Origin of the sequence: Qipengyuania pacifica, assembly GCF_019711555.1 — a bacterium.
GTDB lineage: Bacteria > Pseudomonadota > Alphaproteobacteria > Sphingomonadales > Sphingomonadaceae > Qipengyuania > Qipengyuania pacifica.
Genome location: NZ_JAIGNQ010000003.1, coordinates 452,574 through 476,638, shown reverse-complemented (window position 1 = coordinate 476,638; position 24,065 = coordinate 452,574). Strand labels below are relative to the sequence as shown.

Annotated in this window: 23 protein-coding genes and 1 tRNA gene; 2 read left to right on the top strand and 22 right to left on the bottom strand. The window is 61.1% G+C overall.

The features are described 5' to 3' along the window. Positions 1-79: 79 nt before the first annotated feature. Genes K3177_RS12010 through K3177_RS11970 form a run of 9 tightly spaced genes read right to left on the bottom strand, consistent with a single transcriptional unit; the run spans position 80 to position 8,117 of the window. Complete coding sequence (locus tag K3177_RS12010) at positions 80-247, bottom strand: hypothetical protein (protein WP_196846170.1); 168 nt, start codon at positions 245-247, stop codon at positions 80-82. Continuing rightward, positions 244-1,011 carry an MBL fold metallo-hydrolase gene (locus tag K3177_RS12005; RefSeq protein ID WP_221598433.1) on the bottom strand — a complete coding sequence of 256 codons (768 nt, stop codon included), beginning with the start codon at positions 1,009-1,011 and terminating at the stop codon, positions 244-246. Before K3177_RS12005 ends, K3177_RS12010 begins: the two co-directional genes overlap by 4 nt. Continuing rightward, positions 1,008-1,784, bottom strand: coding sequence for a TatD family hydrolase (locus K3177_RS12000; protein ID WP_221598537.1), 777 nt, complete (start codon positions 1,782-1,784; stop codon positions 1,008-1,010). Before K3177_RS12000 ends, K3177_RS12005 begins: the two co-directional genes overlap by 4 nt. Beyond that, positions 1,784-3,343 carry a methionine--tRNA ligase gene (metG, locus tag K3177_RS11995; protein ID WP_221598432.1) on the bottom strand — a complete coding sequence of 520 codons (1,560 nt, stop codon included), beginning with the start codon at positions 3,341-3,343 and terminating at the stop codon, positions 1,784-1,786. The genes K3177_RS12000 and metG overlap by 1 nt, the downstream gene beginning before the upstream one ends. Continuing rightward, the gene (locus tag K3177_RS11990; protein ID WP_221598431.1) at positions 3,336-4,286 is read right to left on the bottom strand and encodes an AAA family ATPase; all 951 of its coding nucleotides are present in this window, start codon (positions 4,284-4,286) and stop codon (positions 3,336-3,338) included. The genes metG and K3177_RS11990 overlap by 8 nt, the downstream gene beginning before the upstream one ends. Next, positions 4,283-4,921, bottom strand: a complete 639-nt coding sequence (tmk, locus tag K3177_RS11985) for a dTMP kinase (RefSeq protein WP_221598430.1) — start codon at positions 4,919-4,921, stop codon at positions 4,283-4,285. Before tmk ends, K3177_RS11990 begins: the two co-directional genes overlap by 4 nt. Continuing rightward, positions 4,918-6,078 (bottom strand): D-alanyl-D-alanine carboxypeptidase family protein, encoded by a 1,161-nt coding sequence (locus K3177_RS11980; RefSeq protein ID WP_221598429.1) that lies wholly within the window; start codon positions 6,076-6,078, stop codon positions 4,918-4,920. Before K3177_RS11980 ends, tmk begins: the two co-directional genes overlap by 4 nt. Before the next feature lie 34 nt (positions 6,079-6,112). Next, complete coding sequence (locus tag K3177_RS11975; protein ID WP_221598428.1) at positions 6,113-7,111, bottom strand: SPOR domain-containing protein; 999 nt, start codon at positions 7,109-7,111, stop codon at positions 6,113-6,115. Continuing rightward, positions 7,095-8,117 carry a lytic murein transglycosylase gene (locus K3177_RS11970; protein WP_221598427.1) on the bottom strand — a complete coding sequence of 341 codons (1,023 nt, stop codon included), beginning with the start codon at positions 8,115-8,117 and terminating at the stop codon, positions 7,095-7,097. Before K3177_RS11970 ends, K3177_RS11975 begins: the two co-directional genes overlap by 17 nt. A gap of 125 nt (positions 8,118-8,242) precedes the next feature. On the opposite strand from K3177_RS11970, the gene K3177_RS11965 reads away from it, so the two are divergent. Beyond that, positions 8,243-8,332 (top strand) — tRNA-Ser (locus K3177_RS11965). 1 nt (position 8,333) lies between these two features. Here K3177_RS11965 and K3177_RS11960 read toward each other — a convergent pair. The 8 genes from K3177_RS11960 to K3177_RS11925 all read right to left on the bottom strand — a co-directional run bounded on the left by K3177_RS11960 (position 8,334) and on the right by K3177_RS11925 (position 16,106). Further along, positions 8,334-8,513: a hypothetical protein gene (locus K3177_RS11960; protein WP_221598426.1), complete on the bottom strand. Its 180-nt coding sequence runs from the start codon at positions 8,511-8,513 to the stop codon at positions 8,334-8,336. Positions 8,514-8,600: 87 nt separating this feature from the next. Then, complete coding sequence (locus tag K3177_RS11955) at positions 8,601-9,323, bottom strand: sulfotransferase (protein WP_221598425.1); 723 nt, start codon at positions 9,321-9,323, stop codon at positions 8,601-8,603. Beyond that, positions 9,320-10,246, bottom strand: coding sequence for an aminotransferase class IV (locus K3177_RS11950; protein WP_221598424.1), 927 nt, complete (start codon positions 10,244-10,246; stop codon positions 9,320-9,322). The genes K3177_RS11955 and K3177_RS11950 overlap by 4 nt, the downstream gene beginning before the upstream one ends. Then, positions 10,243-12,099 (bottom strand): cation:proton antiporter domain-containing protein, encoded by a 1,857-nt coding sequence (locus K3177_RS11945; RefSeq protein WP_221598423.1) that lies wholly within the window; start codon positions 12,097-12,099, stop codon positions 10,243-10,245. Before K3177_RS11945 ends, K3177_RS11950 begins: the two co-directional genes overlap by 4 nt. Before the next feature lie 28 nt (positions 12,100-12,127). Then, on the bottom strand, positions 12,128-13,540 hold the full coding sequence (gene lpdA, locus K3177_RS11940; protein WP_221598422.1) for a dihydrolipoyl dehydrogenase: 1,413 nt from the start codon (positions 13,538-13,540) through the stop codon (positions 12,128-12,130). Between the two features lie 294 nt (positions 13,541-13,834). After that, the gene (locus tag K3177_RS11935) at positions 13,835-14,218 is read right to left on the bottom strand and encodes an acyl-CoA thioesterase (RefSeq protein ID WP_247714436.1); all 384 of its coding nucleotides are present in this window, start codon (positions 14,216-14,218) and stop codon (positions 13,835-13,837) included. Next, positions 14,218-14,769 carry a hypothetical protein gene (locus K3177_RS11930; protein ID WP_221598421.1) on the bottom strand — a complete coding sequence of 184 codons (552 nt, stop codon included), beginning with the start codon at positions 14,767-14,769 and terminating at the stop codon, positions 14,218-14,220. The genes K3177_RS11935 and K3177_RS11930 overlap by 1 nt, the downstream gene beginning before the upstream one ends. After that, positions 14,766-16,106 (bottom strand): pyruvate dehydrogenase complex dihydrolipoamide acetyltransferase, encoded by a 1,341-nt coding sequence (locus K3177_RS11925; RefSeq protein ID WP_221598420.1) that lies wholly within the window; start codon positions 16,104-16,106, stop codon positions 14,766-14,768. The genes K3177_RS11930 and K3177_RS11925 overlap by 4 nt, the downstream gene beginning before the upstream one ends. 134 nt (positions 16,107-16,240) lie before the next feature. Between K3177_RS11925 and K3177_RS11920 the strand changes: the two genes are divergently transcribed. Continuing rightward, positions 16,241-16,693 (top strand): universal stress protein, encoded by a 453-nt coding sequence (locus K3177_RS11920; RefSeq protein ID WP_103025024.1) that lies wholly within the window; start codon positions 16,241-16,243, stop codon positions 16,691-16,693. 108 nt (positions 16,694-16,801) lie between these two features. On the opposite strand, the gene rnr is transcribed toward K3177_RS11920, so the two are convergent. The 5 genes from rnr to K3177_RS11895 form a co-directional block, all read right to left on the bottom strand. After that, complete coding sequence (rnr, locus tag K3177_RS11915; RefSeq protein WP_221598419.1) at positions 16,802-19,096, bottom strand: ribonuclease R; 2,295 nt, start codon at positions 19,094-19,096, stop codon at positions 16,802-16,804. A gap of 43 nt (positions 19,097-19,139) precedes the next feature. Then, on the bottom strand, positions 19,140-20,681 hold the full coding sequence (gene proS, locus K3177_RS11910; protein WP_221598418.1) for a proline--tRNA ligase: 1,542 nt from the start codon (positions 20,679-20,681) through the stop codon (positions 19,140-19,142). A 48-nt stretch (positions 20,682-20,729) separates the two neighbouring features. Next, complete coding sequence (phaR, locus tag K3177_RS11905; RefSeq protein ID WP_221598417.1) at positions 20,730-21,272, bottom strand: polyhydroxyalkanoate synthesis repressor PhaR; 543 nt, start codon at positions 21,270-21,272, stop codon at positions 20,730-20,732. 75 nt (positions 21,273-21,347) lie between these two features. Continuing rightward, positions 21,348-22,382 carry an alanine racemase gene (gene alr / locus K3177_RS11900; protein WP_221598416.1) on the bottom strand — a complete coding sequence of 345 codons (1,035 nt, stop codon included), beginning with the start codon at positions 22,380-22,382 and terminating at the stop codon, positions 21,348-21,350. A 7-nt stretch (positions 22,383-22,389) separates the two neighbouring features. Further along, the gene (locus tag K3177_RS11895; protein WP_221598415.1) at positions 22,390-24,036 is read right to left on the bottom strand and encodes an MFS transporter; all 1,647 of its coding nucleotides are present in this window, start codon (positions 24,034-24,036) and stop codon (positions 22,390-22,392) included. Positions 24,037-24,065 lie beyond the last annotated feature (29 nt).

Genomic DNA, 24,065 nt, shown 5'->3' with positions numbered 1-24,065 from the left:
GGGGGCGTCCAATCCTGGACGGACCGACAGAAATCCAAGATTGATAATATATATTATGTTAAATTGAGTGCGGGTCGAGTTAGCGTACGATGTCGACGAATAAAATGACGATGGCGAATATACCCGCCCATGCACCGGCCATATAAAGACCTTTCTTCCAGTTCACGTCGTGCGAGCGAAATGCCGATGCGACCAGTATCAGAAAGCCGGTCAACGAAATCAGCGACACGATCTGATACTCGTTCATACTTCGAGGCCCAGTCCATCGAAGCCGACCACGACGTCTTTGGGGACTTCATCGCACAGCGTTCGATAGTCCATGCTCTTGTCCATATGAGTGAGGACGGTCTTCCGAGCCTTGATCTTGCGCGCAAGCTCTATGGCCATATCGAGATGCGCATGTGTTGGATGAGGACGGCGGCGCAGACAGTCTACGACCAGAAGATCAGGACCCTTGAAGCATTTGATCATTTGCGGAGTGATTTCGCTGAAATCCGTCGCGTAGACGAGAGATTTGCCATCTGCTTCAAAGCGAAATCCCGTGCTTGTTACCGGCCCGTGCGGCATCTCGACGAATTGAAAGGAAAATCCCGCAACCAGCTGAGCATCTTTGACATTCTTCAGACCAATCAGTGTGGGATATCCGAACTGGCCCTCGAATATATAGTCGAACCGCCGACGCAGCCGCTCGCACGTTCCTGTGTTGGCGAAGCCTGGCAAGGGATTACTTCGATCGTAACGCATGACGCGAAGATCATCGATCCCGTGGCAATGATCGGCATGATCATGCGTCCAGAAGACGGCGTCGACCTTTTCGATGTCATTTGCCAGCAGTTGCGCCCGCAGATCCGTCGATGTGTCGACGAGGATTCGCTGTCCTGCATCATTCTCAACGATGATCGACACGCGGGTACGGCGATTGCGCGGTTCGTTCGGATCGCATTCGCCCCAGTCGTTACCGATACGGGGCACCCCCGTGGAGGTACCCGAACCGAGCATAAGGAGCTTCACGGTGCCGCCTTGCTGAAGAGCGTATAAAAATTCCTGGTCGTGTATTCTGCCAGGCTGTCGAGACTTTCGCAGCGGAGGTCCGCCAGGAATGTTGCCGTATCATGCACGAAACCGGGTTCACATGTCTTGCCGCGATGAGGGACCGGAGCAAGGAACGGGCTGTCGGTTTCGACCAGTAGACGGTCTTGAGGAATGGCTTTGGCAAATTCCTGCAGGTCGCGAGCATTCTTGAACGTAACGATGCCCGATATGGAAATGGACAGCCCCAGATCGAGTACCTGTTGACCAAAGTCCGCCGATGCAGTGAAGCAGTGAATGAGGGCTGGAAAGGCCCCCTTCCCCATTTCATCCTTGAGGATGGCAAGAGTGTCATCCTCTGCATCACGCGTGTGAATGATTACAGGAAGCTGCAGCTCTCTCGCGACATCGATGTGAAGGCGAAACAGGTGCTTCTGCGCCTCGCGGTCGGAATGATCATAGTAATAGTCGAGACCGGTTTCACCAATGCCGATGACCTTCCCACCCTTCGCCGCAGCCAAGAGGTCAGCCCTTTCGAGCTCTGAATGCTCATCCGCATGATGCGGGTGAATGCCGACACTGGCGTAAACATCCGCCGTTTTCTGCGCCGTGCCCACGACCTGCGCCCATTCGGCTTGTTTCGTCGAAATATTGAGAAAGGCCTGAACCCCTACACCGCGCGCACGATCGAGCACGGCTTCCTGTTCGTCGACCAGCCCCTCATATTCCAGGTGACAATGGCTATCGACCAGCATCACGCAGCCTCTGCAGTGGGAAGTTCCAGGCGCGGAAAGACAGGGGTAGGTTTGTCGATCGCGTGCTCGGCGGTTACTAATTCGCCAAACCAGCTTTGGTCCGAAAGATCGGCGTACCTACGGCGATCGGTTGAAATGCCGAGTTGATCAAGCACTGCAGCCGCTTTTTCCGGTACGACCGGTTGGATCGCAATAGCGAGATCGCGGATAGCAATAAACAAGGTCTGCAGTACCGCCTTCATCCGCTCGGGGTCAGTTTTCTTGAGCGCCCAAGGCGCCTGTTCATCGACATAGGCATTGCAGGCATAAACGGCCCTGAGCCATAATTCGATCCCAATTGAGAAGTTCAGCTTCTCGAACTCTCGCGGCAGTTCGGTTGCGCACGCTTCAGTGACCTTTGCCAGAAGCTCATCATCGGCGGGCTGCGTTTCGAACTGCTCGAGCTTCCCATCCATATTCTTGGCGATCATCGACAATGTACGCTGTGCGAGATTGCCGAAGCTGTTAGCGAGTTCAGCATTCACCTTGTTTACAAGGGCTTCTGCCGAATAGCTGCCGTCCTGGCCGAAGGTTACTTCTGCCAGAAGGAAGTAGCGCAGCGCATCGACGCCGAATGTTTCGGCAAGTTCCATCGGGTCGGTGACATTCCCGAGCGACTTCGATTCCTTCACACCCCGGTTGAGCAGGAAGCCATGGCCGAACACCTTCTTCGGCAGCGGCAGATCCGCGCTCATCAGAAAAGCCGGCCAGTAGATCGTGTGGAAACGAACGATGTCCTTGCCGATCAAGTGCAGATCGGCAGGCCAGAACTTGTCCCATAACTCGCCACCATCCGGATAACCGAGGCCCGTGATGTAGTTCGTCAGAGCATCCACCCAGACGTACATCACGTGGCCGTCATTATCGGGAACCTTCACACCCCAATCGAAGCTGGTCCGGCTGACGGACAAATCCTGCAATCCGCGCTCGACGAAAGCGACCATTTCATTGCGGCGACTCGCCGGCTCGATGAAGCCGGGCGCTTTCAGCACGTCCAGAAGCGGTTCGGCATATTTGGACAAACGGAAGAACCATGTCTCTTCCTCCGTCCATTCGACAGGTGTTCCCTGCGGTGATAGCTTTTCGCCCCCCTCCCCTTCGACGAGTTCCTTTTTGTCGTAGTAAGCCTCGTCACGAACGGAATACCAACCTTCGTAGCGGTCGAGGTAAAGATCGCCTTTGGCTTCCATCGCCCGCCAGATTGCCTGGCTGGCGCGATGATGATCGTCATCGGTTGTTCGAATGAAGCGATCATAGGATATGTTCAGAACATCGAACAATTCCTTGAAATACCCGGACATTTCATCAGCCAGCTCGCGAGGACTCTGGCCCAGATCGCGAGCTTTCTGCGCCATTTTCAGGCCGTGCTCGTCTGTTCCGGTTTGAAAACGAACGTCGCGCCCGCGCAAACGCTGGAAACGGGCGACGACATCTGCTGCAATCGTCTCATAAGCATGGCCGATATGCGGCTTGCCATTGGGATAGTGGATTGCGGTGGTAAGGTAATAGGGATCAGCCATCGGCTCGCTCGCTAGCGGTGGCAGCGTTGGCGAGCAAGCTACCGATTTCCATTGCAAGCAATCCGGCGTCGAAATTATAGGTCGGTTGTTCGCCGGTGAGGCGGACCAGTTCACTGTGCGTGTCGATTATCGGGCGGGGGTCGGACAGATTGTTCTCGAGCCTCTGACCCACGACCGATCGCGCAAGTTCCAGCACGGCGCGGATGCGGTTGCGATCGGGGCGTCCGCCGATCAGGCCGGCCAAGGTCCCGCGCATGCGGAAATCGGGGTCACCCCTATCCAGAATAGCGCGCATTTCCTGGGCGACTTTGCCGAGTTCCATATCGACGAATTCGAGAGCGGCGCCGGGCGACCCTGCTGCAGCAGCAATAGCTGCAGACCGGGTGGCATCGTCAGCGCCTGGGGACAACTGGATCAGCAGTCGGTCCATGTCGTTATCGCTGACGGTCGGGAAGCGAAGGACGCGGCAGCGCGACCTGATCGTGGGCAATAGCCGGGCAGGACTATGCGCAACCAGGAGGAAGTACGTGCCGACGGGCGGCTCCTCGAGGCTCTTCAGCAGAGCGTTCGCTGCGTTTCGCTCGAGATCGTCCGCCGGGTCGATAATGATCGCCCGCTTTTCGCCCATGGTCGGCCGCGTGCTCAGCCGGTTTTGCATGGCGCGGACTTGGGAAATCCGAATTGAGCGAGCCAGTTCGAAGGACTTTCCTTCGGCGCGTTTACGCTCTTCCTTGTCGTCCTTCGGCGCGAAGGAGAGGACGTGAATATCGGGATGCTGGTCTGCCTGTCCATCGGCCCCGACCAGTTCGCGAGCCGCGGCAAGCGCGAATGTGGCCTTGCCGACGCCGCGCCGACCGGCGAGCAGCCATGCATGATGCATTCTGTCCCCGGCCATGGCCTTGTGCCATTCGCGCCAAGCCGCATCATGGCCGAGCAAGGTCACGCCGTAACCTCGAACCGCTGCGAAATGGCAGCCATAACCTGCTGATGAACCTCTTCGATCGATCCGGAACCATCGATGACGGCAAACCGGTCCGGTTCGGTATTGGCGAAATCGCGAAACGCCGCGTTCACCGCCGCGTGGTAATCAGCGGCTCGCCCGCCAATGGCGTCGCTTGTGTCGCCATCGCGCTTGGCCAGTCGCGCGGCGACCGCATCATTCGGCGCATCGATCAGGAGCGTCAGATCGGGAAGTAGCCCGGCGCTACCGATCCGGTGAAGCTGGCTGACTTTATCGTCCCCCAATCCGCCCGCGATCGCCTGATAGGCACGGCTCGAATCGATAAAGCGATCACACACAACCCAGGATCCCGCCTCGAGCGTCGGCCGGATCCTGCGCGCGACGTGATCGGCGCGGGCGGCGGCGAACAGCAGCGCTTCGGCCTCGGGCGTCCACCCCTCCCCCGGAGGTGACAACAGCAGATTGCGGATAGCTTCCGCGCCTGGAGTGCCGCCGGGTTCACGCGTCAATTCAACCTTGATTCCATCCCGCTGCAGCCAATCCGCGAGCAATCTGGCCTGGGTCGACTTGCCCATCCCCTCGCCGCCTTCGAAGGCGATGAAGCGGCCACGGGTCACGTTGCCCAACCCTTGAAGGCATTGAACACACGCTGGAGCGCAGTTGCTTCGATGACTTCCTCACCCGCTACCAAAGGCACGCGGTGCTGAGGCATGCCGGCGATCGAGACGACCAGTTCGGCCACCTCCTCCCCCTTGGCGACCGGCGCTTGCAATGGCCCTTCGTATCGCAAGGACAGGGAAACGTCCGGATTGCTGCCACGGGGAATGGATATCCGCACGCCGCGCGGGGCGATCAGCCTGACTTCGGATACTCCGCCGTCCTGTACCTGCGCGCTGGCCACGCGCTCCCCTTCTCCGAACAGGACGCGGCTTTCGAAATTGCGAAAACCCCATTCGATGAATTCACGCGCCGCCTTGTTCCGGCCCCTGCCGGTCGGACTCGCCGCCACGACCATCACAAGCCTCTGACCATTCCGCTTCGCCGAGCCGAGGAAGCCGTAGCCTGCCTGATTGGTAAAGCCCGTCTTGATACCATCGGCCCCTTCTACGACGCCGGAGATGGGGTCGTGATTGCGCTGTTCGATGCCGTTGTATTTCAGACCCGTCGCGCCCACGAAATGCCGATATTTGGAGGGATGCCGCGTGACCATGGCTTGCGCCAGCGTGCCGAGATCGCGGGCGGTCACAAAGGTCTTTCCGCCGTCCATCCAGCCGTTGGGCGTCCCGAAATGGCTATTCGACATTCCGATCGCATGAGCCCTCGAATTCATCGCGGCGACCCAGTCCTCGACCGATCCGGCCGCACCTTCTGCCAGCACGACGGCTCCGTCATTGGCCGAAACCGTGGTGATGCCATGCAGGAGATCGTCGACCGTCACGCGGGCGTCGGCAGGGAGAAACATGGTCGAACCCTTGCGGTTCCATTTGCGGAACGTGTCCGGTCGAACACCATAGACTTGCTGAGGGAACAGACGGCCCTCTTCCATCCATTCGAACGCTAGGAACGTGGTCATCACCTTGGTGATGGACGCGGGCATGAAGCGGCGATCGATGTCGCGTTCGTACAGCACCTGTCCGCTGGACGTATCGAGCAGATAGGCAATCGGCGCGTCCTGCACATCGGGAATCCGCGCAGTCACCTTGGTCTGCGCACCCAGAGGTGTTGCGATAAGAGTCGTCGTCAGCAGAGCCAGCGAAATCAGGCTGTTACGCAAGTTTGCTCCCGTGCCGGGCGAGAGCCGCGGCCTGTCAGTCCAGTGAATGTATCAGAGCATCGCTATAACCGCGCGCGCGCAGCTTGGCGAGCGCCTGTTCGACCTGTCCACGGCTTGTGAAGGGCCCGACGCGAACCAAGGAGAACCGACCGCTGGTAGCGATGCTGCCATCGACCTCACGCGCAAGCTTCTCGGCATTGGCGCGGATGGCAAAAGCACCGAGCTGCACGACATAGCCACCTTCCGCAGTTGGCGGGCTCGATGGTTGGGCCGGTTCTGCAGCGCCTTCACCCTCTTCGGCCAACTCGGCACCTGGCGTCATGGGCGCGGCGACTGCGGCAGGCTCGACGTCTGCCGGCTCAGTCCGCTCTGACGTCATGACGGCTTCGCTTGTCGGGTCGATTGCCGTCACGATGCTGTCGGTAGGTTCCTTGCCGCTGATGATAGCCTGACGCGGATCACCAAGCGGCGCGGCGCCCTGTTCCGGCAAGCGTCGGCGCAGGACCTCGAGCAGACCGGCGGGCGTGTTCATGCGAAGGGGGGCTTCATTTCCGGCGCGGAGGTCAGCCCGATGGTCTTCGGGCGGATTTACGCGTCGCATGCGGATCGGTGCTCCTGCGACAACGCCCAATTGCGCCAACGCGGGTGCAGACAGGGCCACCAGGCCGTCGCCGGTCATTGGCCCACGCCGTTCAAGCCTAACGAGGATTGTTCGGCCGCTATCCAGCGATGTCACCTCGACATAACTGGGAAGCGGCAGGATGCGATGCGCCCCGGTTATGCCCGGCGCGCCGGGGGCGTCTTCGGTCACATAGCCGACCTGATCGTAATTCATCGTGTCAATCGGCGTGTAGGTTACGCCGTCGATCACATAAGGCTCGCCGATTACCACCGGGTAATCTGCTGCAGGACCGGTGCTGACAGACGAGGAAGTATCGTCCGGCTGGACCTTGGCATAGCTCGCGCCAACGGCTGGCGCGAGCGCGGCCAATGCAGTGACTACGGCAAGCGCAGTCTTAATTGGCGATTTCATCAGCGAGCAGCCCCACACTCATCGCGTAATAGTTCGAGCAATTATACTCGAGGATAACCCGATAGTTCGAAGTCAGCAGCCACGCCGGCGTGCCCGGCCCGTCAGGCTGGAACAGCGTCGCGAGCGTATCATCACCAATCCCGCGTTGTGGTTGGATGCCGAGGCTGCGCCATTCGCGGACCGGCTTGTAAACGCTATGGCGCTCGTGCACGCGCGAGCAGACAGGAGCGACGATGGGGCTGCGGTAGGCGTTCACGTTGAAGCCAGAGGGAACCGAGGCGCGTACACCCCAGGGTTGGCCGGTGCGCCATCCTGCATCGCGAAAATAATTGGCAATGGAGGCGAGCGCATCGGCGCTGTTGTTCATGATATCTGCCCGGCCATCACCATCGCCATCCGTTGCTAGCCGCAGATAGACCGACGGCAGGAATTGCGGATTGCCGAAGGCACCTGCCCAGCTACCTTTCAGTTCGCTACGCGAGTAGCCCTTGTCAGCCACTTTCATGAGCGCAACCCATTCGCTCGCAAACAGATCGCGGCGGCGACCTTCCCAAGCGAGGGTAGCCAGCGATTGCGACAAGTCGAAACCACCCTTCACGGCACCGTAGGCTGTTTCATGCCCCCAGATGGCGACAAGAATTTCGGCCGGAACGCCATATTGCCGTTCGATCGCCCGTAAAGGGCCAGACCAGGTCGCGCGGGCACTGCGCCCACCACTAATCCGTGCCGAATCGACATGCGTGGCGATGTAAGGGGCGAGCGGAGGATAGCCGGAGCCACTCGACGAGCCAGGCTGGCTTTGATCGAGTTCGATCACACGACTGCTTGGCTGAAGACCCGACGTCATTCGTTGCAGCGTAGCCTCGCTGACCCCTTCCGCCCGCGCGCGCGCGATGAGCAATTGCAGGTAGGCATCGAAACTCAGATTGTCCTGAGCATTCGCCGGCAAACCTGGGAGCGCGAGTGCTAGGGCCCCGAGGGCGGCTAAAAATCTTTGAAAAATCATGGAGAGGTTGTCGCAGAGTGAAGCTGAACGGCAAGTGTCATCTGTCGTGTACGGAGAACCCGCTATCGATGTTCCCGCAAAGACGTGACAAATCGAAAAGATACGACTAGCTAGCCTCGGCTCGCGGACAGGTGGCAGAGCGGTTGAATGCACCGGTCTTGAAAACCGGCAAGGGTGCAAGCCCTTCGTGGGTTCGAATCCCACCCTGTCCGCCAGCTACTCCGCCTGCAATGGCGCGCCCGAGGAGGTGCTCCTGCGATCCTGCTCCCGATAGCCTGCCTCGCGCGTGCTTCGCTGCCTTTCCAGAGCGACATGGTCTTCGACCAATCCGCCGTCCCGGTTGGCATGATCCCACTCTTCTAGGCCTTGCGGGTCGTCCCTGATTTCGTATTCCATCTCTGTCTCCTCTGGGGAAGAAACGAACGGTGCGAAATCCGGCGCAAGAGGTTGCGATGAAACGATTTTACTTTGCGACAGGACGCATCACAAGGCGTGTTGCAATAGGGCCTCGTAATCCTCACGGCATTCGGCCGCCACATCGGCAAATGCCCCCTCCAATTGTGGCAGGTCCGCGGGTGGTTTACCGAAGCCAGTCGACGCGTTGACCTTGTCGTACCAATGCCGGCCCCAAACGCCGTCTTCGGGGTGTGGACCGGTTTGCCAATGCAACATCGAAGTGTCCCAACCGATGCCCAAAGCCGCACAAAGCTTTTCCAGCATCATTGGCGGATCATTGAGGATGGCATCTGAGTCCACGACGGGCGCGACGGTCCCCTTACGCTCCCGCTCGTAATCGAAATACCGCCGCAAACGAGAGAAACCAAGCAGTTCGGCACGCCGCAGTTCATTCTTCTGCTGGTAACTTGCAACGACCCGTTCCGGCGCTCTTATCAAGAAGGCGTGCCGGTGGTCGGGCATGTCGGCAATCGACACCGGGCCTACCATGTGGTGCGGCATGTGCTTCTGGTACCAGACCGGTTCGCCACCGGGCGGGTGCCCGGATTGGGTGGCCAGCACCGAATGCCAGTCGCAATCCATATCGGCGATCGTTTCCGCTGCCAGCGGATGCGGTTCGCCGGTCGCCTGCAGGAAGGCGCCGTAGAATGGCTCGTCCGAAACCGCACAGTCGGGGCGCCCACCGAAACTGCGCATCATCGCGGTCGAGATGTTGCGCGGGCCGGACCACATGGCGATGCGGATGGTCATGGGCGGCTCCTTTCACTCACGTCGTCAGCAAGTCGCGCCAGATAGAGCTGTTGGAGCCTCTCGACCATTGCGCCGCGTTGGTCACCAAGCACCCGTCCGTCGATCGAGCCGATAGGTGCCACGCCGGCGAAAGTGCCCGTGGTGAAGGCTTCGTCCGCGCCATAGACGTGGGTCAGCGAGAAATTGCGTTCGCGCACGGTAATGCCGGCATTCCGCGCGATCTCGATGACGACCCCGCGCGTGATCCCGTCGAGGCAGTAGTCGCCGCTGGAGGTCCACACCTCCCCATCCTTGACGATGAAGAAATGGGTGGAATTGCAGGTCGCGACAAACCCGTGCGGGTCGAGCATCAGCCCCTCGTCGGCACCAGCCTGCGCCGCCTGAATGCATGCCGTTATGCAGTTGAGCTTGCTGTGCGAATTCAGCATAGGATCCTGAACGTCGGGATAGCCCCGGCGCACGTGGACGGTGGCCAGCTTGAGCATCCGCGTGGCGGTTTCGGGCGCAGGCTCCTTCCATTCCGGGATGATCACGATCGTGGCGGGCGTCACCACCACGCGCGGATCCTGATATGGCGTCGAACGGATGCCGCGCGTCACCATCAGGCGGATATGGACGCCATCGCCATGCATGCCGTTTGCATCGAGCACGGCGTAGAGGCGGCGTTCCAGTTCTTCTCGCGAGACCCCGATATCCATGTGGATGGCCTTCGCTCCGCGCCACAGACGGTCGAGGTGCCGATCCAGGAAGGCGAGGCGGCCATGATGCAGCCGGATGCCTTCCCATACGCCGTCGCCCAACATGAAGCCGCTGTCGAAAACGCTGATCTTCGCGTCCGGTCGCGGGAAGTGGTCCCCGTTGATGTCGATGACGACCGATGCGTTGCGATCATCAGCTACGTAATTGTGGGTGCCTTGTGTCATTGACCTCTCTTGACGATCTCATCCATCTGTTCACGCAGGACCGGATCCCATCTTGCACGCAATTCCCTGATCTTCGCCACCAGCGCCTCGTTTTCCATCGGCGGTATGTCCATGTCGTAGACCTCGGCGATTTCGAGCATCGAACTGCGGTCCATTTCCTCGAAGGCGCCGGCCATCGCGATGGCATTCTGGCGGTCTACGCCCAGCGCCTCGTACGCGGATCGCCCGATACGAATGCTGGCATCGTAGGTCTCGCGGATGACGTCTCTGCAACCATAGGCCCACAGTTCGTAGACATGGTTGCGATCTTTCGCCCGGGCGATGACATGCAGGTCCGGGAAGGTCTGCACGGCGTATTTCACGAGCTTGTCGATCTGTTCGCGCTCATCCAGTGCGACGACGAGCAGCTTCGCGCGGGCGATGCCTGCCGCGTGGAGCAGATCGGGGCGTGTCGCATCGCCGTAATAGGTGCGGACGCCGAACTTCTGCAGGATTTCCAGATGGCTGCTGTCGTAATCGACCACGGTCGTGGTGTAACCGGCCGTCTGGAGCATGCGATCGACGATCCCGCCAACCCGGCCGCGTCCAGCGATAATGATCTCGTTCTCTTCATCGATGGCGTCCGGTTCGCGTTCCATCCCCTTGCAGTAGGAATGGGCAATGACCTTGTCGTAGAGAATGAAGAGCAGCGGCGTGACCAGCATGGTCAGGGCCACAACGAGCAGCATGAGATCGGCCAGGGCGCTGTCGATGACGAAATTGGCGAGCGCAAAGGCAATCAGCACGAAGGCGAATTCGCCGGCCTGTGGAAGGCTGAGGCAGAAGAGCCAGAGCGCCTGTTTGCGCAGGCCGTAAAACCACCCGACAGCAGCCAGCACGATGAACTTCGCAGCGATGACGACTGCCGCCCAGAACACGACTTCCTGCCATATCTGCGCAGCAAGGTCGAAATCGATGCCAGCGCCGACGGTGATGAAGAAGAGGCCCAGCAGCAGGCCCTTGATCGGATCGATATCGCTTTCCAGTTCATGCCGATATTCGCTGGTCGCAAGAACGACACCCGCCACGAAGGCGCCGAGCGCCGGAGACAGGCCGACAAGCGACATCAGCAGGGCGATGCCGATTACAACCAGCAGGGCAGCGCCGGTGAACAGCTCACGCAAGCGGGCGGCGGCAATGAAACGGAACAGGGGGCGGATCGCGTAGATGCCGATGACCACCACCGCGGCGACCGCGCCGATGCGGGCGATGGCGGCGAGCCACATCGGCATGGAGGCGGTGAGGTCAATTCCGTGATGCGCGCCTGCACCGACGGGGCCGCCACTCGACGCATAGAGACCGGGCATGGCCAGCAGCGGCAGGAGGGCGAGGATGGGGATGACCGCGACGTCCTGGACCAACAGGACCGAGAAGCTTGCTTCACCACCTTCGGTGCGCATGAGTTTCTTCTCGGTCAGCGACTGGACGATGATCGCAGTCGACGACAGGGCCAGGATCATGCCGATCGCCACCGCCGTCTGCCATGGCCGGGCATCGAGCAGGGCGATGCCGGTAATGACCGCAGTCGTCAGGACGACCTGCCCGCCACCCAGCCCCAATAGCTTGCCGCGCATGTCCCACAGGCGGCGCGGTTCCATTTCGAGGCCGATGATGAAGAGCATCATCACGACGCCGAATTCGGCGAAGACCTGCAGGGCCACGACATCGACGTTGAGGGCGGCCAACAGGGGCGCGATCGCCATGCCAGCCAGCAGGTAACCGAGCACGGAGCCCAGCCCGAACCGCGTGGCGAGCGGTACGGACACGACCATCGCCACGAGGATGAGGAAGGCGAGTATCAGGAAACCGGTCATCTCGCCCTCCCCCTATGTGCAGCGCAGGCTAGATATGCAGCGCGCGCCCGTAACTCGCAAGCACGCTCTCATGCATGCTTTCGCTGATCGTCGGGTGCGGGAACACCGTCTGCATCAGTTCCGCTTCGGTCGTCTCGAGCGTCTTGCCGACGACGAAGCCCTGGATCATCTCGGTCACTTCGGCGCCGACCATGTGCGCGCCGAGCAGTTCGCCGGTCTTCGCATCGAACACGGTCTTCACGAAGCCTTCCGCCTCGCCTAGCGCGATGGCCTTGCCGTTGCCGATGAAGGGGAAGGTCCCCGCCTTCACCTCGTGGCCTGCTTCCTTCGCCTTGGCTTCGGTCAGGCCGACACTGGCGATCTGCGGATGGCAATAGGTGCAGCCCGGGATGTTGTTGCGGTCGAGCGGGTGGGGATGGACATCCTTGTTGCCAAGCTCTTTCGCAATCGCTTCGGCCGTGGTGACGCCTTCGTGGCTCGCCTTGTGCGCCAGCCAGGGGCCGGGCGTGCAGTCGCCGATGGCCCACAGGCCCTTGGACTTCGTGCGGCCGTAGTCGTCGATTTGGATGAAGCCCTTTTCCACATCCGCCAGCTTGTCGAGGCCGATGTCTTCGGTGTTCGGCACGATGCCAATAGCGGTGATGCAGTGGCTGAATTCGGTTTCGGTGACCTTGCCCTTGCTGTCCTTGATCTTGGCCTTCACGCCCTTGTCCGAAACCTTGAGATCTTCGACGCCGGCGCCGGTCATGATGGTCATGCCCTGCTTGGACAGGCTCTTTTCGAGGAAGGCCGAGACGTCCTTGTCTTCCACCGGCACGATCCGGTCGAGCATTTCGACCACGGTCACATCGCAGCCCATGTCGTTGTAGAAGCTGGCGAACTCGATGCCGATCGCCCCACTGCCGATGACGAGCAGCTTCTTGGGCATTTCCTTGGGCGTCATGGCATGGCGATAGGTCCACACGCGCTTGCCGTCCGCCTTGGCGAAGGGCAGGTCGCGCGCCCGGGCGCCGGTGGCAACGATGATGTGTTTGGCGGTGAGCTTTTCGTCGCCCTTTTCACCCTTCACCGTGAGGCTGGTCGGACCGGTCAGCGTGCCCTCGCCCATGTGGACGGCGATCTTGTTCTTCTTCATCAGATGCGTGACGCCCTGATTGAGCTGCTTGGCGACGCCGCGACTGCGCTTCACGACCGCGTCCAGATCGGCTTCGATCTCGCCCGCGATCTTGAGGCCGTAATCCTTGGCGTGCTGCGCGTAATGCAGGATCTCCGCCGAACGCAGCAGCGCCTTGGTCGGGATACAGCCCCAGTTGAGGCAGATGCCGCCCAGCAGTTCGCGTTCCACGATGGCGGTTTTGAGCCCGAGCTGCGCGCAGCGGATAGCCGCGACATAGCCGCCGGGTCCGCTGCCGAGCACGATTACGTCGTATTTGTCAGCCATGATTCGTACCTGTCAGTTGTGTGTTCGCCCGAGACATGGACCGGGTGTTACACAGTCCAGAGGCAAAAGAAGTCGGCTTGTGCGCAAAGGCGTCAGCTTGCCGGGATTTGGTGTCGGCTTGCGCCTTCGGCGTGTCGCTTTGCGCCGCGCGCCTGTCGGCTTGCACCGTGAAAATGTCGGCTTGGTGCAGCCGGGTGTCGGCGTGCGGAGAGCCTGTGCAAGGTGCAGCGTCGATGGGGGATATCGGAGTCATGATCGCACCCATCGCATATTCGCAGTCCTGTAGGACAGCGATCATGCCCACCGCTCCGCCACTGCACGGGGCCGGTCGTTTTCATCGAGCAGGACGAATTTGAACGTGCCCTGCCCGACCTTGGTTTCCGCATCGCCATTCCGCTCGCGCGCGATCGCTTCGGCGGAGATGGTCAGCGAAGTGTTTCCGGTTGCTTCGATCGCGCAATAGACCGACAGTTCGTCCCCCACCGACATCGCGCCGGGAAAGGCGAAGTCAGTGGCCGAGACGACCACGGCCTTGCCCCGCCCCTCGCGACTGGCGAGGCTGCCGGCGCCAAGCGCCATCTGGCTCATCAGCCACCCGCCGAACACCCCGCCATAGGGGTTGAGGTCGGTCGGCATGGCCGTGACGCGAATGAACGGGGTGCGACTGTCCCCGGTCATCAGCGCTGGCGGAGGATCAGGGTGATGCCGTCGTACCAGTTCACCGTCACAGTGCCATCAGGCTGAGTGGCAAAGGATGGCTCATCCGCGCTCGAGGGACCGAAGAACTGCCCATCGGAGCAACGCAGGGCGAAGCGGCCTTCCGACTCGGTAACGCGTTCCGGCGATGAACAATTGTCCCCGAAACTATATGCCTTCAACGTCGTCCCGATGGCATTTCCCCGCCACCGCACGTCATCGTCGGACACCACCAGCTGGAGCGAACGCGCGGCTTCGAGTTCGGCGTCGCCGATCGCCTGGACGCCGCCAGGTCTGGTCAGACGCGTATCGACTACCTGCCAGGTTCCGGATGCAAGCGGCGCGGCCGCATCCGATCCGGGCGTGGTGGTCGGCGCAGTCGTTTCGGTCGGCTCCGTCGCTGTGTCCGCCGGTGCGCTGGAAGCAGTCTGATCGGGCGTCATCTCCGCCTGTTCGTCCACGTCGCCGCCATTGGAGCAGGCAGCGACCAGCGCAAGGGAGGCCAGCGGTGCGATGTGCTTGAACATTTTCATACAACCAGTCCCATCGGGTTTTCGATCAGGTTCTTGAACGCTTCCATCAGTTGCGCGCCGGTAGCACCATCGATGGCGCGGTGATCGAAGCTGCCACTGGCGGTCATCACCGTGGCGACCTGCAATGCGCCGTCGACGACATAGGGGCGCTGTTCGCCAGCACCCACGGCCATGATCATGCCCTGCGGTGGGTTGATGACCGCGTCGAACTGCTTGATGCCGAACATGCCGAGGTTGGACAGGCTGGCGGTGCCGCCCTGATATTCGTGCGGCTGCAATTTGCCTTCACGGGCCTTCTCGGCCAGTTCCTTCATATTGGTACTGATCGAGGCAAGACCGCGCGTATCGGCCTCCGTGATGATCGGCGTGATGAGGCCGCTGGGGGCAGCCACCGCGACCGAGACATCGGCACGGCTGTAACGGTGCAGCGTATCGCCCTGATAGCTGACGTTGCAATCGGGCACGCGCATCAGCGCGCGGGCCAGTGCCTTGATCAGCAGATCGTTGACCGACAGCTTGACCCCGTCCGCTTCCAGACCGGCATTGAGCTGTTTGCGCAGGTCGAGCAGCGCATCGAGACGGATGTCCACGGCAAGGTAATAATGCGGGACCTGCTGCTTGCTCTCGGTGAGGCGGCGCGCAATGACCTTGCGCACATTGGAGAGCTTTTCTTCCTCGTAAGGCGCGCCGTGATCGCTGGCGGGTGCCTTAGCGGAAGATTTCGCTTCGTCCTTGTCCTTGGGAGCGGAGGTATCGGCAGCGGATTTGGCCGAGCCGCCTTCTGCGCTTTCGACATCTGCCTTAACGATCCTGCCACGCGGACCGGAGCCGGTTATGGTGGAAAGATCGACGCGGTTCTGCTCGGCGATGCGGCGAGCCAGGGGCGATGCGATGATGCGTTCACCGCTATCGTCCTTCGGCGCGGCGGGTGCCTTGGTATCGGTATCCACCGATGCGCGTGCGGGCTTGGCGCTTTCGCGCGGTGCGGCCGTGGCCGGTTCCGATTTGTCTTCGGATTCGTCCCTGGCGGGTTTTTCTTCGGCAGGCTCTTCATCGCCGGATGGAGCGGCGGCTGCCGCCTCGTCCACATCTTCGCCTTCTTCGGCGAGAATGGCGATCACCGTGCCGACCTTTACGCCTTCGGTTCCTGCTTCGACTGCGATCGAGGCAATGGTGCCTTCGTCCACAGCTTCGAATTCCATCGTCGCCTTGTCGGTTTCGATTTCGGCCATGATGTCGCCGGCGCTGACCGTATCACCCGGCTTCACAAGCCATTTGGCGAGCGTGCCCTCCTCCATGGTGGGCGAAAGGGCGGGCATCTTGATCGGCGTTGGCATGGCTGTTTACGTTACGTCCTCGCTGGGGAGATTGTGCGCCCGCACCTCTGGCGAAAAGGTGCGGTCCTCGCAAGGTCCTTGCGCAGAATACGAATTAGCGAGTAATCCGCAGCCGAGGGAGACGGGGAGCAGATATGCGTACTTATCTAGTCGTGATGGATGAAACGGACGAAGCGAAGCAGGCCTTGCGCTTTGCATCGCTGCGGGCGCAGAAAACCGACGGTTCGGTCCACATCCTCGCCCTGGTCCCGCAACAGACCTTCAATGCATTCGGCGGCGTTCAGGCGACCATCGAACAGGAAGCGCGCGAACGCGCCGAGGTCATGGCCAACAGTGCAGCCGGAAATATTTTCGGCGAAATGGGCAAGATGCCCACCATCGCCGTTCGTCCCGGCCCGCCGGCGGACGTCATCCGCAAATATATCGAGGAGCATGGCAACATCGCCGCGCTGGTGCTGGCCACGAGCGCCGAAGGGGGCTCCGGCCCGCTGGTGACGCATTTCGCAGGCCATGCGGGGCACCTGCCCTGCCCGCTCTATCTCGTGCCCGGCGGGCTGAGCCGCGAACGGATCGACGAACTGGCCTGAAGCGCTTCGTCTTCAAGGATCATTGCGAGCAGCCGCAGGCCGTGCCGACGCCTGAAGGGGGTTGCCGCCCAGGCCCTGCGGGGTTGCTCGCGATAAGAGTGGTGGTCGCTACTTGCGGCGGCCCTGATGGCGGATATTGCCGGGTCGTCCGCGTTTGCCCTGATCGTGCGTCTGACGCGGTGCGCCCGCGCCTTTCTTCTGATGGGTGCGCTTTTTGGGCGCAGGACGATTGCCGCGCGGTTCGATACCTTTGCCATCGCTGTCCGGCACTTCGAATTTGAGCGCGCCGGTCAGCGCGTTGGCTTCTGCCAGCTTCAGCTTGAGCCGGTCGCCCGTCGCATATTCGGTACCGGTCTTTTCCCCGACAAGCTTCTGCGCCTTTTCGTCATAGGTGAAATATTCGCGGCCCAGCGTGCTGACGGGGACCAGGCCGTCACCGCCCAGCTTGTCGATGGTGGCGAAGAAGCCAAAGCCCTGAACGCCGGTGATGCGGGTGTCGAATGTCTCGCCCACACGGCCCGAGAGCCACGCCGCGACATAGCGATCGATCGTATCGCGCTCCGCCTCCATCGCGCGCCGTTCGGTCTGGCTGATCGCATCGGTGATCTGATGCAGCGCATCCCTGTCCCGGTCGGATAGACCCGTACCGTCCGGCAGATCGATCTTGGGCTTGGGTTGTTCCAGCTTGTAGGCGTCCACCAGCGCGCGGTGCACGAGAAGATCGGCATAACGGCGGATCGGCGATGTGAAGTGGGCGTAGCTGCCGAGCGAGAGGCCGAAGTGCCCTGCATTGGCCGGGCCGTAATAGGCCTGCGTCTGGCTGCGCAGCACGGCTTCCATGATCAGCGCCTTTTCGGCCGGATCCGACACGTCCTTAAGCATGCGGTTGAACAGGCCCGGCGTGATGACCTGGCCCAGCGCGAACTTGCGCCCCTGACTGGCGAGATATTCCTTGAACGCCATCAGCTTTTCGCGGCTCGGCGTCTCGTGGATGCGGTAGACGACCGGCGCAGCCTTAGCCTCCAGCGCCTTGGCGGCAGCGACATTGGCGGCGATCATGAAATCCTCTACCACGCGGTGCGCATCGAGCCGTTCGCGTATGGCGATTTCCTCGATCACGCCTTCGTCGTTAAGCCGTACCTGCCGCTCCGGCAGTTCGAGGTCGAGCGGATCTCGCGCCTGGCGGGCCTTGAACAGCAGTTTCCACGCGCCCCACAGGTTCTGCAGATATTCGGGCGCGTCGCCTGCATCGATCGCCGCCTGCGCGTCTTCATAGGCGATGTTCCGGGCCAGACGGACAATGGCGCGGGTAAAGCGCCAGTCGCTGATCCTGCCTTCCGCGTCGATGCGGATGTGACAGGCCATGGCCGCACGATCCACGTCTTCCTTGAGACTGCAGACGTCGGCGCTCAGCACCTCGGGCAGCATGGGGACGACGCGGTCGGGGAAATAGACCGAATTGCCGCGTTTGCGCGCTTCGCGATCGAGCGCGCCGCCCGGGCGGACGTAATAGCTGACATCGGCAATCGCGATGATGGCGCGATAACCGCCCTTCCCGTCCGGCTCGGCCCAGATGGCATCGTCATGGTCGCGGGCATCGGCGGGGTCGATGGCGACGATGGGAACATCGCGCAGGTCTTCGCGGTGCTCGCTCGAAAGCGGCAGGTCGACTGCGCGTTCCGCCTCGGCGATGGTTTCCTGCGGGAAGACATGCGGGATGCCATGCTTGGCAATCGCGATCAGGCTGAAGGCCTTGGGCGCCAGCGGATCGCCGATCACTTCGACGACCTTGACCTTGGAGCGGGCGGATTTGCCCATGCGCTCGGCCAGTACCAGCTCGCCTTCCGCGGCCTCGCCGACATCGCCGATGGGGGCGGAATCGCGCACGCGCTTGTCGACAGGGGCCAGCCAGTAATTGCCGCTACCGTCCTTCTCGACCACGCCCATCAGACCTTCGGTGCGCGCAGGCAGCTTCTTGATCGGCGTGGCGCGCCACCCGCGTTCGGTTTCTTCGTTCCGCGCAAGGATGCGATCGCCGCGTTTGAGCGCGGCCATCTTCTTGCTTTCCTTCACCATCAGGCGAGGCGGCTTTTCCTTGGTGTCGGGCGACCAGTTTTCGGGCTCGGCAACAGGCTCCCCATCCTCGATCGCGATGATCTTGAGGACGGTCACCTTGGGCACGCCGCCCATGCGGTGATAGGCCGTGCGCTTGCCATCGATCAGGCCTTCTTCGGCCATGTCCTTGAGGCGCTTTTTCAGCGCGATCTTTTCCTGCCCCTTGAGCCCGAAGGCCTTCGCGATTTCGCGCTTGCCCGCAGGTGTGTCGGAGGTCTGGATGAATTCGAGAATCTGTTCTTTGTTCGGCAGTCCCTTGGGCTGCCGGTGCTTGTTCTGTTTTGTCATGCGCGCGATATGGGGACGATCCGCCCCCATGTCACGGTGTGGATCAATACGCCTTGGCGAGAAGCACGCGCTCTACCGCCGGTTCGCCGGTGAAGATGCAGGCGCCGTCAACCGGCGCTGCGTCCATCGGGACATTGCGGATCGTGAGCTTGTGCTCTTTCAAGCGTTCGACGACCTTTTCGAGAGCGTCACCCGTTGGCCTGGACCACTGGACTTCGACCCAGCCCGGGTAGCGGGAGGCGCCGAAGTGATCTTCAACCGCTCCGAAATCGGTGATGCCGCGGGTCACGTTGGCATCGCGCCGCTCGGCAGCCTGCGTGAGCAGCACGCTCTGCATATCGGCGAGAACGTCGGGGATGGTCTGCCCGGCAACTTCGCGGGTCGGGTTCTGGAAATCGACCTTGCCGGTTTCGCTGTCCCACAGGCGGTCACGGCGAAGCATGCTGACAACGCCGTTTTCCATGTCGCGGCCGCCGACCTCAACGATGATCGGAGCGCCCTTGCGCACGTAATCCCACCGCTTCTGGGCAGCCTTGCCGGGCCGCGTGTCGAGGAGGACGCGTAGCGGTTCGCCGAATGCGCTCTGCCCGGCGAGGGTGGCACGCAAGGCTTCGCAATATTCGATCAGCGCATCGTCTTCCGGCTTGTCGCGCAACATCGGCAGGATCACGACCTGCTGCGGGGCGATCTTGGGCGGGAGGCGCAGACCATCGTCGTCGCCATGCGTCATGATGACGCCGCCGACCATGCGGGTAGAAACGCCCCAACTGGTCGTGTGGGCGAGGCTTTCGCTGCCTTCCCTGTTCTGGAACTTGATGCCGCTGGCCTTGGCGAAATTGGTGCCGAGATAATGGCTGGTTCCGGCCTGCAATGCCTTGCCATCCTGCATCATCGCTTCGATGGACCAGGTTTCGACTGCGCCGGGAAACCGTTCGTTCTCGGGCTTTTCACCGGCAACGACCGCGAGCGCGAGATCTTGGTCCGCGAAGGCGCGATAGACCTCCAGCATGGTGAGCGTGTGGTCCTTCGCCTCGACCTCGTCGGCATGGGCGGTATGGCCTTCCTGCCAGAGAAATTCGCTGGTGCGCAGGAACATACGCGTGCGCATTTCCCAGCGCACGACATTGGCCCACTGATTGAGCTTCAGCGGAAGATCGCGCCAGCTCTGGAGCCAGCGCGCCATGGCATCGCCAATAATCGTTTCGGACGTCGGGCGGACAACCAGCGGTTCTTCCAGCTTGGCCTCCGGATCCGGAATAAGGCCGCCATCCTTGCCAGCAATCAATCGGTGATGCGTGACCACGGCCATTTCCTTGGCAAAGCCTTCGACATGCTCTGCCTCACGCTCGAAATTGGAGAGCGGTATGAAGATCGGGAAATAGGCGTTGGCGTGGCCGGTTGCCTTGATCCGGTCGTCCAGCAAGCGCTGCATGCGCTCCCATATGCCGTAGCCCCAGGGCCGGATGACCATGCAGCCTCGCACACCCGATTCTTCGGCCATTTCGGCAGCGCTGATGACTTCCTGGTACCAGGCTGCAAAATCATCGTCGCGCTTGGTGTTCAAGGCATGGCGTATCTGGGCCACGTTATATTCCCGTAATTGCTGGTCGGATCGGCGGGCGGGCCGATGCCGCTATTTGCTCATCTCGTCCAGCTTCTTCTGCATTTCGGCCATTTGCCGGCGCATCTGAGCCAGGTCATCCGACTGATTGTCCCGCGCAGGCTTGCGCGTTGCCGGAATGAAGGCTTCCGCAGCGTTCTGCATCATCTTGAAATTGGCTTCGGCCATCTTGGCCAGCGGATTGCTTTCGATACCCTTCGCAAAGGCCGCCTGAAGCTGTTCGCGATTCTTGCGCAGGTTCGTCATGCTCGCTTCAAGATAGCTTGGCATCATCGCCTGCATGGAATTGCCATACATGGAAATGAGATCGCGCAGGAAGCTGACCGGCAGCATCTGCGTACCGTGGCTCTCTTCCTCTACGATGATCTGCGTCAGGATCGTATGGGTGATGTCGTCACCGGTCTTTGCGTCGAGCACGTGGAAATCCACATTCTCGCGGACCATCTTCGCAAGATCGTCCAGAGTGATGTAACTGCTCGTATCGGTATTATAGAGCCGCCGGTTGGCGTATTTCTTGATGATGATCGCTTCGCCTTCGGCGGTCCTCTTGGCCATGCCAGCATGCTCCCAGATTGTGCATTGCGAGATACTTAGCACGTGCAAAATGTGCAGCGCAACGTCACCTAAACGTCAACCGAAACGCTGCCCCAGAACCGTGAGCAATTCATATTGGGAAAGAGAGGTTTGCTGCGCAGCATCGGGCAACCAATAGGGCAATTCTACCCAGTCCCCTTCGCCCAGTTCCGGCGCGGCGGTGAGGTCGATCACGATCATGTCCATGGAAACTTTGCCGAGTATCGGAAGCGGCGTTTCGCCCCACCGGAAATGCGCGCCGGCCCAGCTGCGCAGGATGCCGTCTGCATAACCGAGGGAGACAACCCCCGCTTTCATGCGGGCAGGCGCAGTGAATGTCGCATTATAGCCGACCTTTTCCCCGGCCTGCAGCTCCTTCACCTGAATGAGCGAAGCTTCCGGACGGGCAACCTGCCGTATCGGTCCGTCCAGTTCGGCACGCGGGACCCCGCCATAGAGCGACAGACCCGGACGCGTCAGATCGAAGGCATAATCCGCGCCAAGAGCGATGCCTGCGCTGTTGGCCAGACTTGTCCGCTGGTGCCGAATGGCTGGAATGCAGGCGCGAAAGTCTTCGAGCTGTTGTGCGTTCATGGGACTGTCTTCGTCCGCACAGGCGAGGTGGCTCATGAGAATATCGACATCGAGCGACTGAATGACAGGGTCGGCGATGTCGGCAGGCGAAATGCCGAGCCGGTTTATCCCCGTATCGACCATCAGGTGGCATGATCCCCCGCCGCCCTCCTGCCAGATCCTTGCCTGCCTGAGACTGTCGATCACCGGGCTGACGCCCGTAGCGCGGGCGTATGCTGCCTCTTCTGCACTAAGGACGCCGTGAAGTACGCTGACCTGCGTCGCAGGGACGTAGCGAAGAACGGCAGGAACTTCGCTCCAGTGGGCAACGAAGAAATCCTGGCAGCCTGCATCACGCAGTTTCGGCACACAGTGATCGACACCGAGCCCGTAACAGTTTGCCTTGACCGCGGCGCCTGCCCGGCCACTGCCCGACATCGCATTCAGCGCCTGCCAGTTTTGCGTCAAAGCGTCGCTATCGATGCTCAGCCCCAAAGTCGGCGGCGGACAGTCTGTCATGGAGTACTCACGGAAAGGAAGGCGTAACCGGCGGCGTCTGTTCGCCATCTTCGAAATCTCGCGGAGGCCCATCGGGAAGACCCCACCACGCAACGATCAGGCCGAATCCGACCACCGCCATCGTGTACCAGAGCCCCGCATATGCGTCACCCGTCATCGCCACAATATAGCCCGCAATCAGCGGCAGGAACCCGCCCAGATAGCCCGCGCCGATGTGGTAAGGTATCGACATCGAACTGTAGCGGATCTTGGCCGGAAACATTTCCGAAAGCAGGGCGGCAACCGATCCGAATGTCAGGGCCGACAACATGCCCAGCACCAGGAGCAGCCCGATGATCCCCACGATGTTGACCAGGGGTGGGAATTGCCGCGTGAAATCGTAGCCGTTGGTTTCGAGCCAGCCCTGCACGATCGCCCGCCGGGTGTTGTCCGGAATATCGTCATAGACGTAAGTCGCAGAACCGATCGACAGGCCAGAGGCCGGATCGTTATCGATAGTATAGGGCACTCCGAGAGCGGTCAGATCCTGCAGGACGCGCCCACACGGGCTTGCCTGGATTTCCGCGAAAGGATCGTATTCGCACCGCGGCCCGGTGACTGTGATCGGCGCTGCCTGCGCACTTGCCTGAAGCCCTGGATTGGCCAGTGCGCCGATCCCCCAGAAGATCGGAAACAGCAGCGCCAGCGCTGCTGCCGCGCCGATGATGATGGGTTTTTTCCTCCCCACCCTGTCGGACCATTTTCCAACAACAAGATAGAAGCTCATGGCGATGGCTCCGGCGATCAACAGCATCCATTCGACCAGGGTTTCGTCCACCCGCATGGGACCGCGCAGGAACGACAGGCCCGAAAAGAACGCCGTGTACCAGATCGTGGTCAGCACGCCGGTTATGCCGAACAGGGCGACAAATATCCTCTTGGGATTGCCGGGGTAGGTCAGACTTTCCTTGAACGGGTTGGTGCTGCTCTCGCCGGCCGCTTTCATCGCTTGAAAGACGGGGCTTTCAGACAGCTTCAGCCGCATCCACAGCGAAATCCCGAGGAGGACAATCGAAAGGAGGAATGGGATGCGCCACCCCCACGCCGCAAAATCTTCCGCGGAGATCAATGTCCGGCACGCGATGACCACGAGGATCGACAGGACGAACCCGCCGACGACGCTGGCTTGAATAAAACTGGTGTAGAACCCCCGTTTCTCAGGCGGTGCGTGCTCGGCAACGTAGATCGCCGCTCCGCCATATTCGCCGCCAAGCGCCAGCCCTTGCAGTATGCGCAAGCCTATGACGATGGTCGGAGCCGCCAGGCCGATGCTCGATGCGCTGGGGATGAGCCCGACACCGGCAGTGGCAATCCCCATAAGGGTAACAGTCACGAGGAAGGTGTATTTGCGCCCCAACCTGTCGCCGAGAAAGCCGAACAGGATCGCACCAAGGGGGCGAAAACCGAAGCCGACTGCAAATCCTGCCCATACGAGCAGGATTTCGAGTGTCTCGTTGTCGCTCGGGAAGAAGGCCGCGCCGATCAATGCGGCAAGCGTGCCGTAAATGAAGAAGTCGTACCATTCGAAGATCGTACCGGCGCTGCTCGCAGCTATGACAAGGCGGATTTCCTTGTCCGTGGGCTCCCGGTTAACCGCCGCCACAGTCTCGACCATCTCGCGCTTCCTCCCCCGCGAATATCCTT

Coding starts and splice junctions, on each gene's coding strand:
- K3177_RS12010 (WP_196846170.1), bottom strand. CDS start 247: ATGAACGAGTATCAGATCGTGTCGCTGATTTCGTTGACCGGCTTTCTG.
- K3177_RS12000 (WP_221598537.1), bottom strand. CDS start 1,784: ATGCTGGTCGATAGCCATTGTCACCTGGAATATGAGGGGCTGGTCGAC.
- metG (WP_221598432.1), bottom strand. CDS start 3,343: ATGGCTGATCCCTATTACCTTACCACCGCAATCCACTATCCCAATGGC.
- K3177_RS11975 (WP_221598428.1), bottom strand. CDS start 7,111: ATGAAATCGCCAATTAAGACTGCGCTTGCCGTAGTCACTGCATTGGCC.
- K3177_RS11970 (WP_221598427.1), bottom strand. CDS start 8,117: ATGATTTTTCAAAGATTTTTAGCCGCCCTCGGGGCCCTAGCACTCGCG.
- K3177_RS11960 (WP_221598426.1), bottom strand. CDS start 8,513: ATGGAATACGAAATCAGGGACGACCCGCAAGGCCTAGAAGAGTGGGAT.
- K3177_RS11955 (WP_221598425.1), bottom strand. CDS start 9,323: ATGACCATCCGCATCGCCATGTGGTCCGGCCCGCGCAACATCTCGACC.
- K3177_RS11950 (WP_221598424.1), bottom strand. CDS start 10,246: ATGACACAAGGCACCCACAATTACGTAGCTGATGATCGCAACGCATCG.
- K3177_RS11945 (WP_221598423.1), bottom strand. CDS start 12,099: ATGACCGGTTTCCTGATACTCGCCTTCCTCATCCTCGTGGCGATGGTC.
- lpdA (WP_221598422.1), bottom strand. CDS start 13,540: ATGGCTGACAAATACGACGTAATCGTGCTCGGCAGCGGACCCGGCGGC.
- K3177_RS11935 (WP_247714436.1), bottom strand. CDS start 14,218: ATGACCGGGGACAGTCGCACCCCGTTCATTCGCGTCACGGCCATGCCG.
- K3177_RS11930 (WP_221598421.1), bottom strand. CDS start 14,769: ATGAAAATGTTCAAGCACATCGCACCGCTGGCCTCCCTTGCGCTGGTC.
- K3177_RS11925 (WP_221598420.1), bottom strand. CDS start 16,106: ATGCCAACGCCGATCAAGATGCCCGCCCTTTCGCCCACCATGGAGGAG.
- K3177_RS11920 (WP_103025024.1), top strand. CDS start 16,241: ATGCGTACTTATCTAGTCGTGATGGATGAAACGGACGAAGCGAAGCAG.
- rnr (WP_221598419.1), bottom strand. CDS start 19,096: ATGACAAAACAGAACAAGCACCGGCAGCCCAAGGGACTGCCGAACAAA.
- phaR (WP_221598417.1), bottom strand. CDS start 21,272: ATGGCCAAGAGGACCGCCGAAGGCGAAGCGATCATCATCAAGAAATAC.
- alr (WP_221598416.1), bottom strand. CDS start 22,382: ATGACAGACTGTCCGCCGCCGACTTTGGGGCTGAGCATCGATAGCGAC.
- K3177_RS11895 (WP_221598415.1), bottom strand. CDS start 24,036: ATGGTCGAGACTGTGGCGGCGGTTAACCGGGAGCCCACGGACAAGGAA.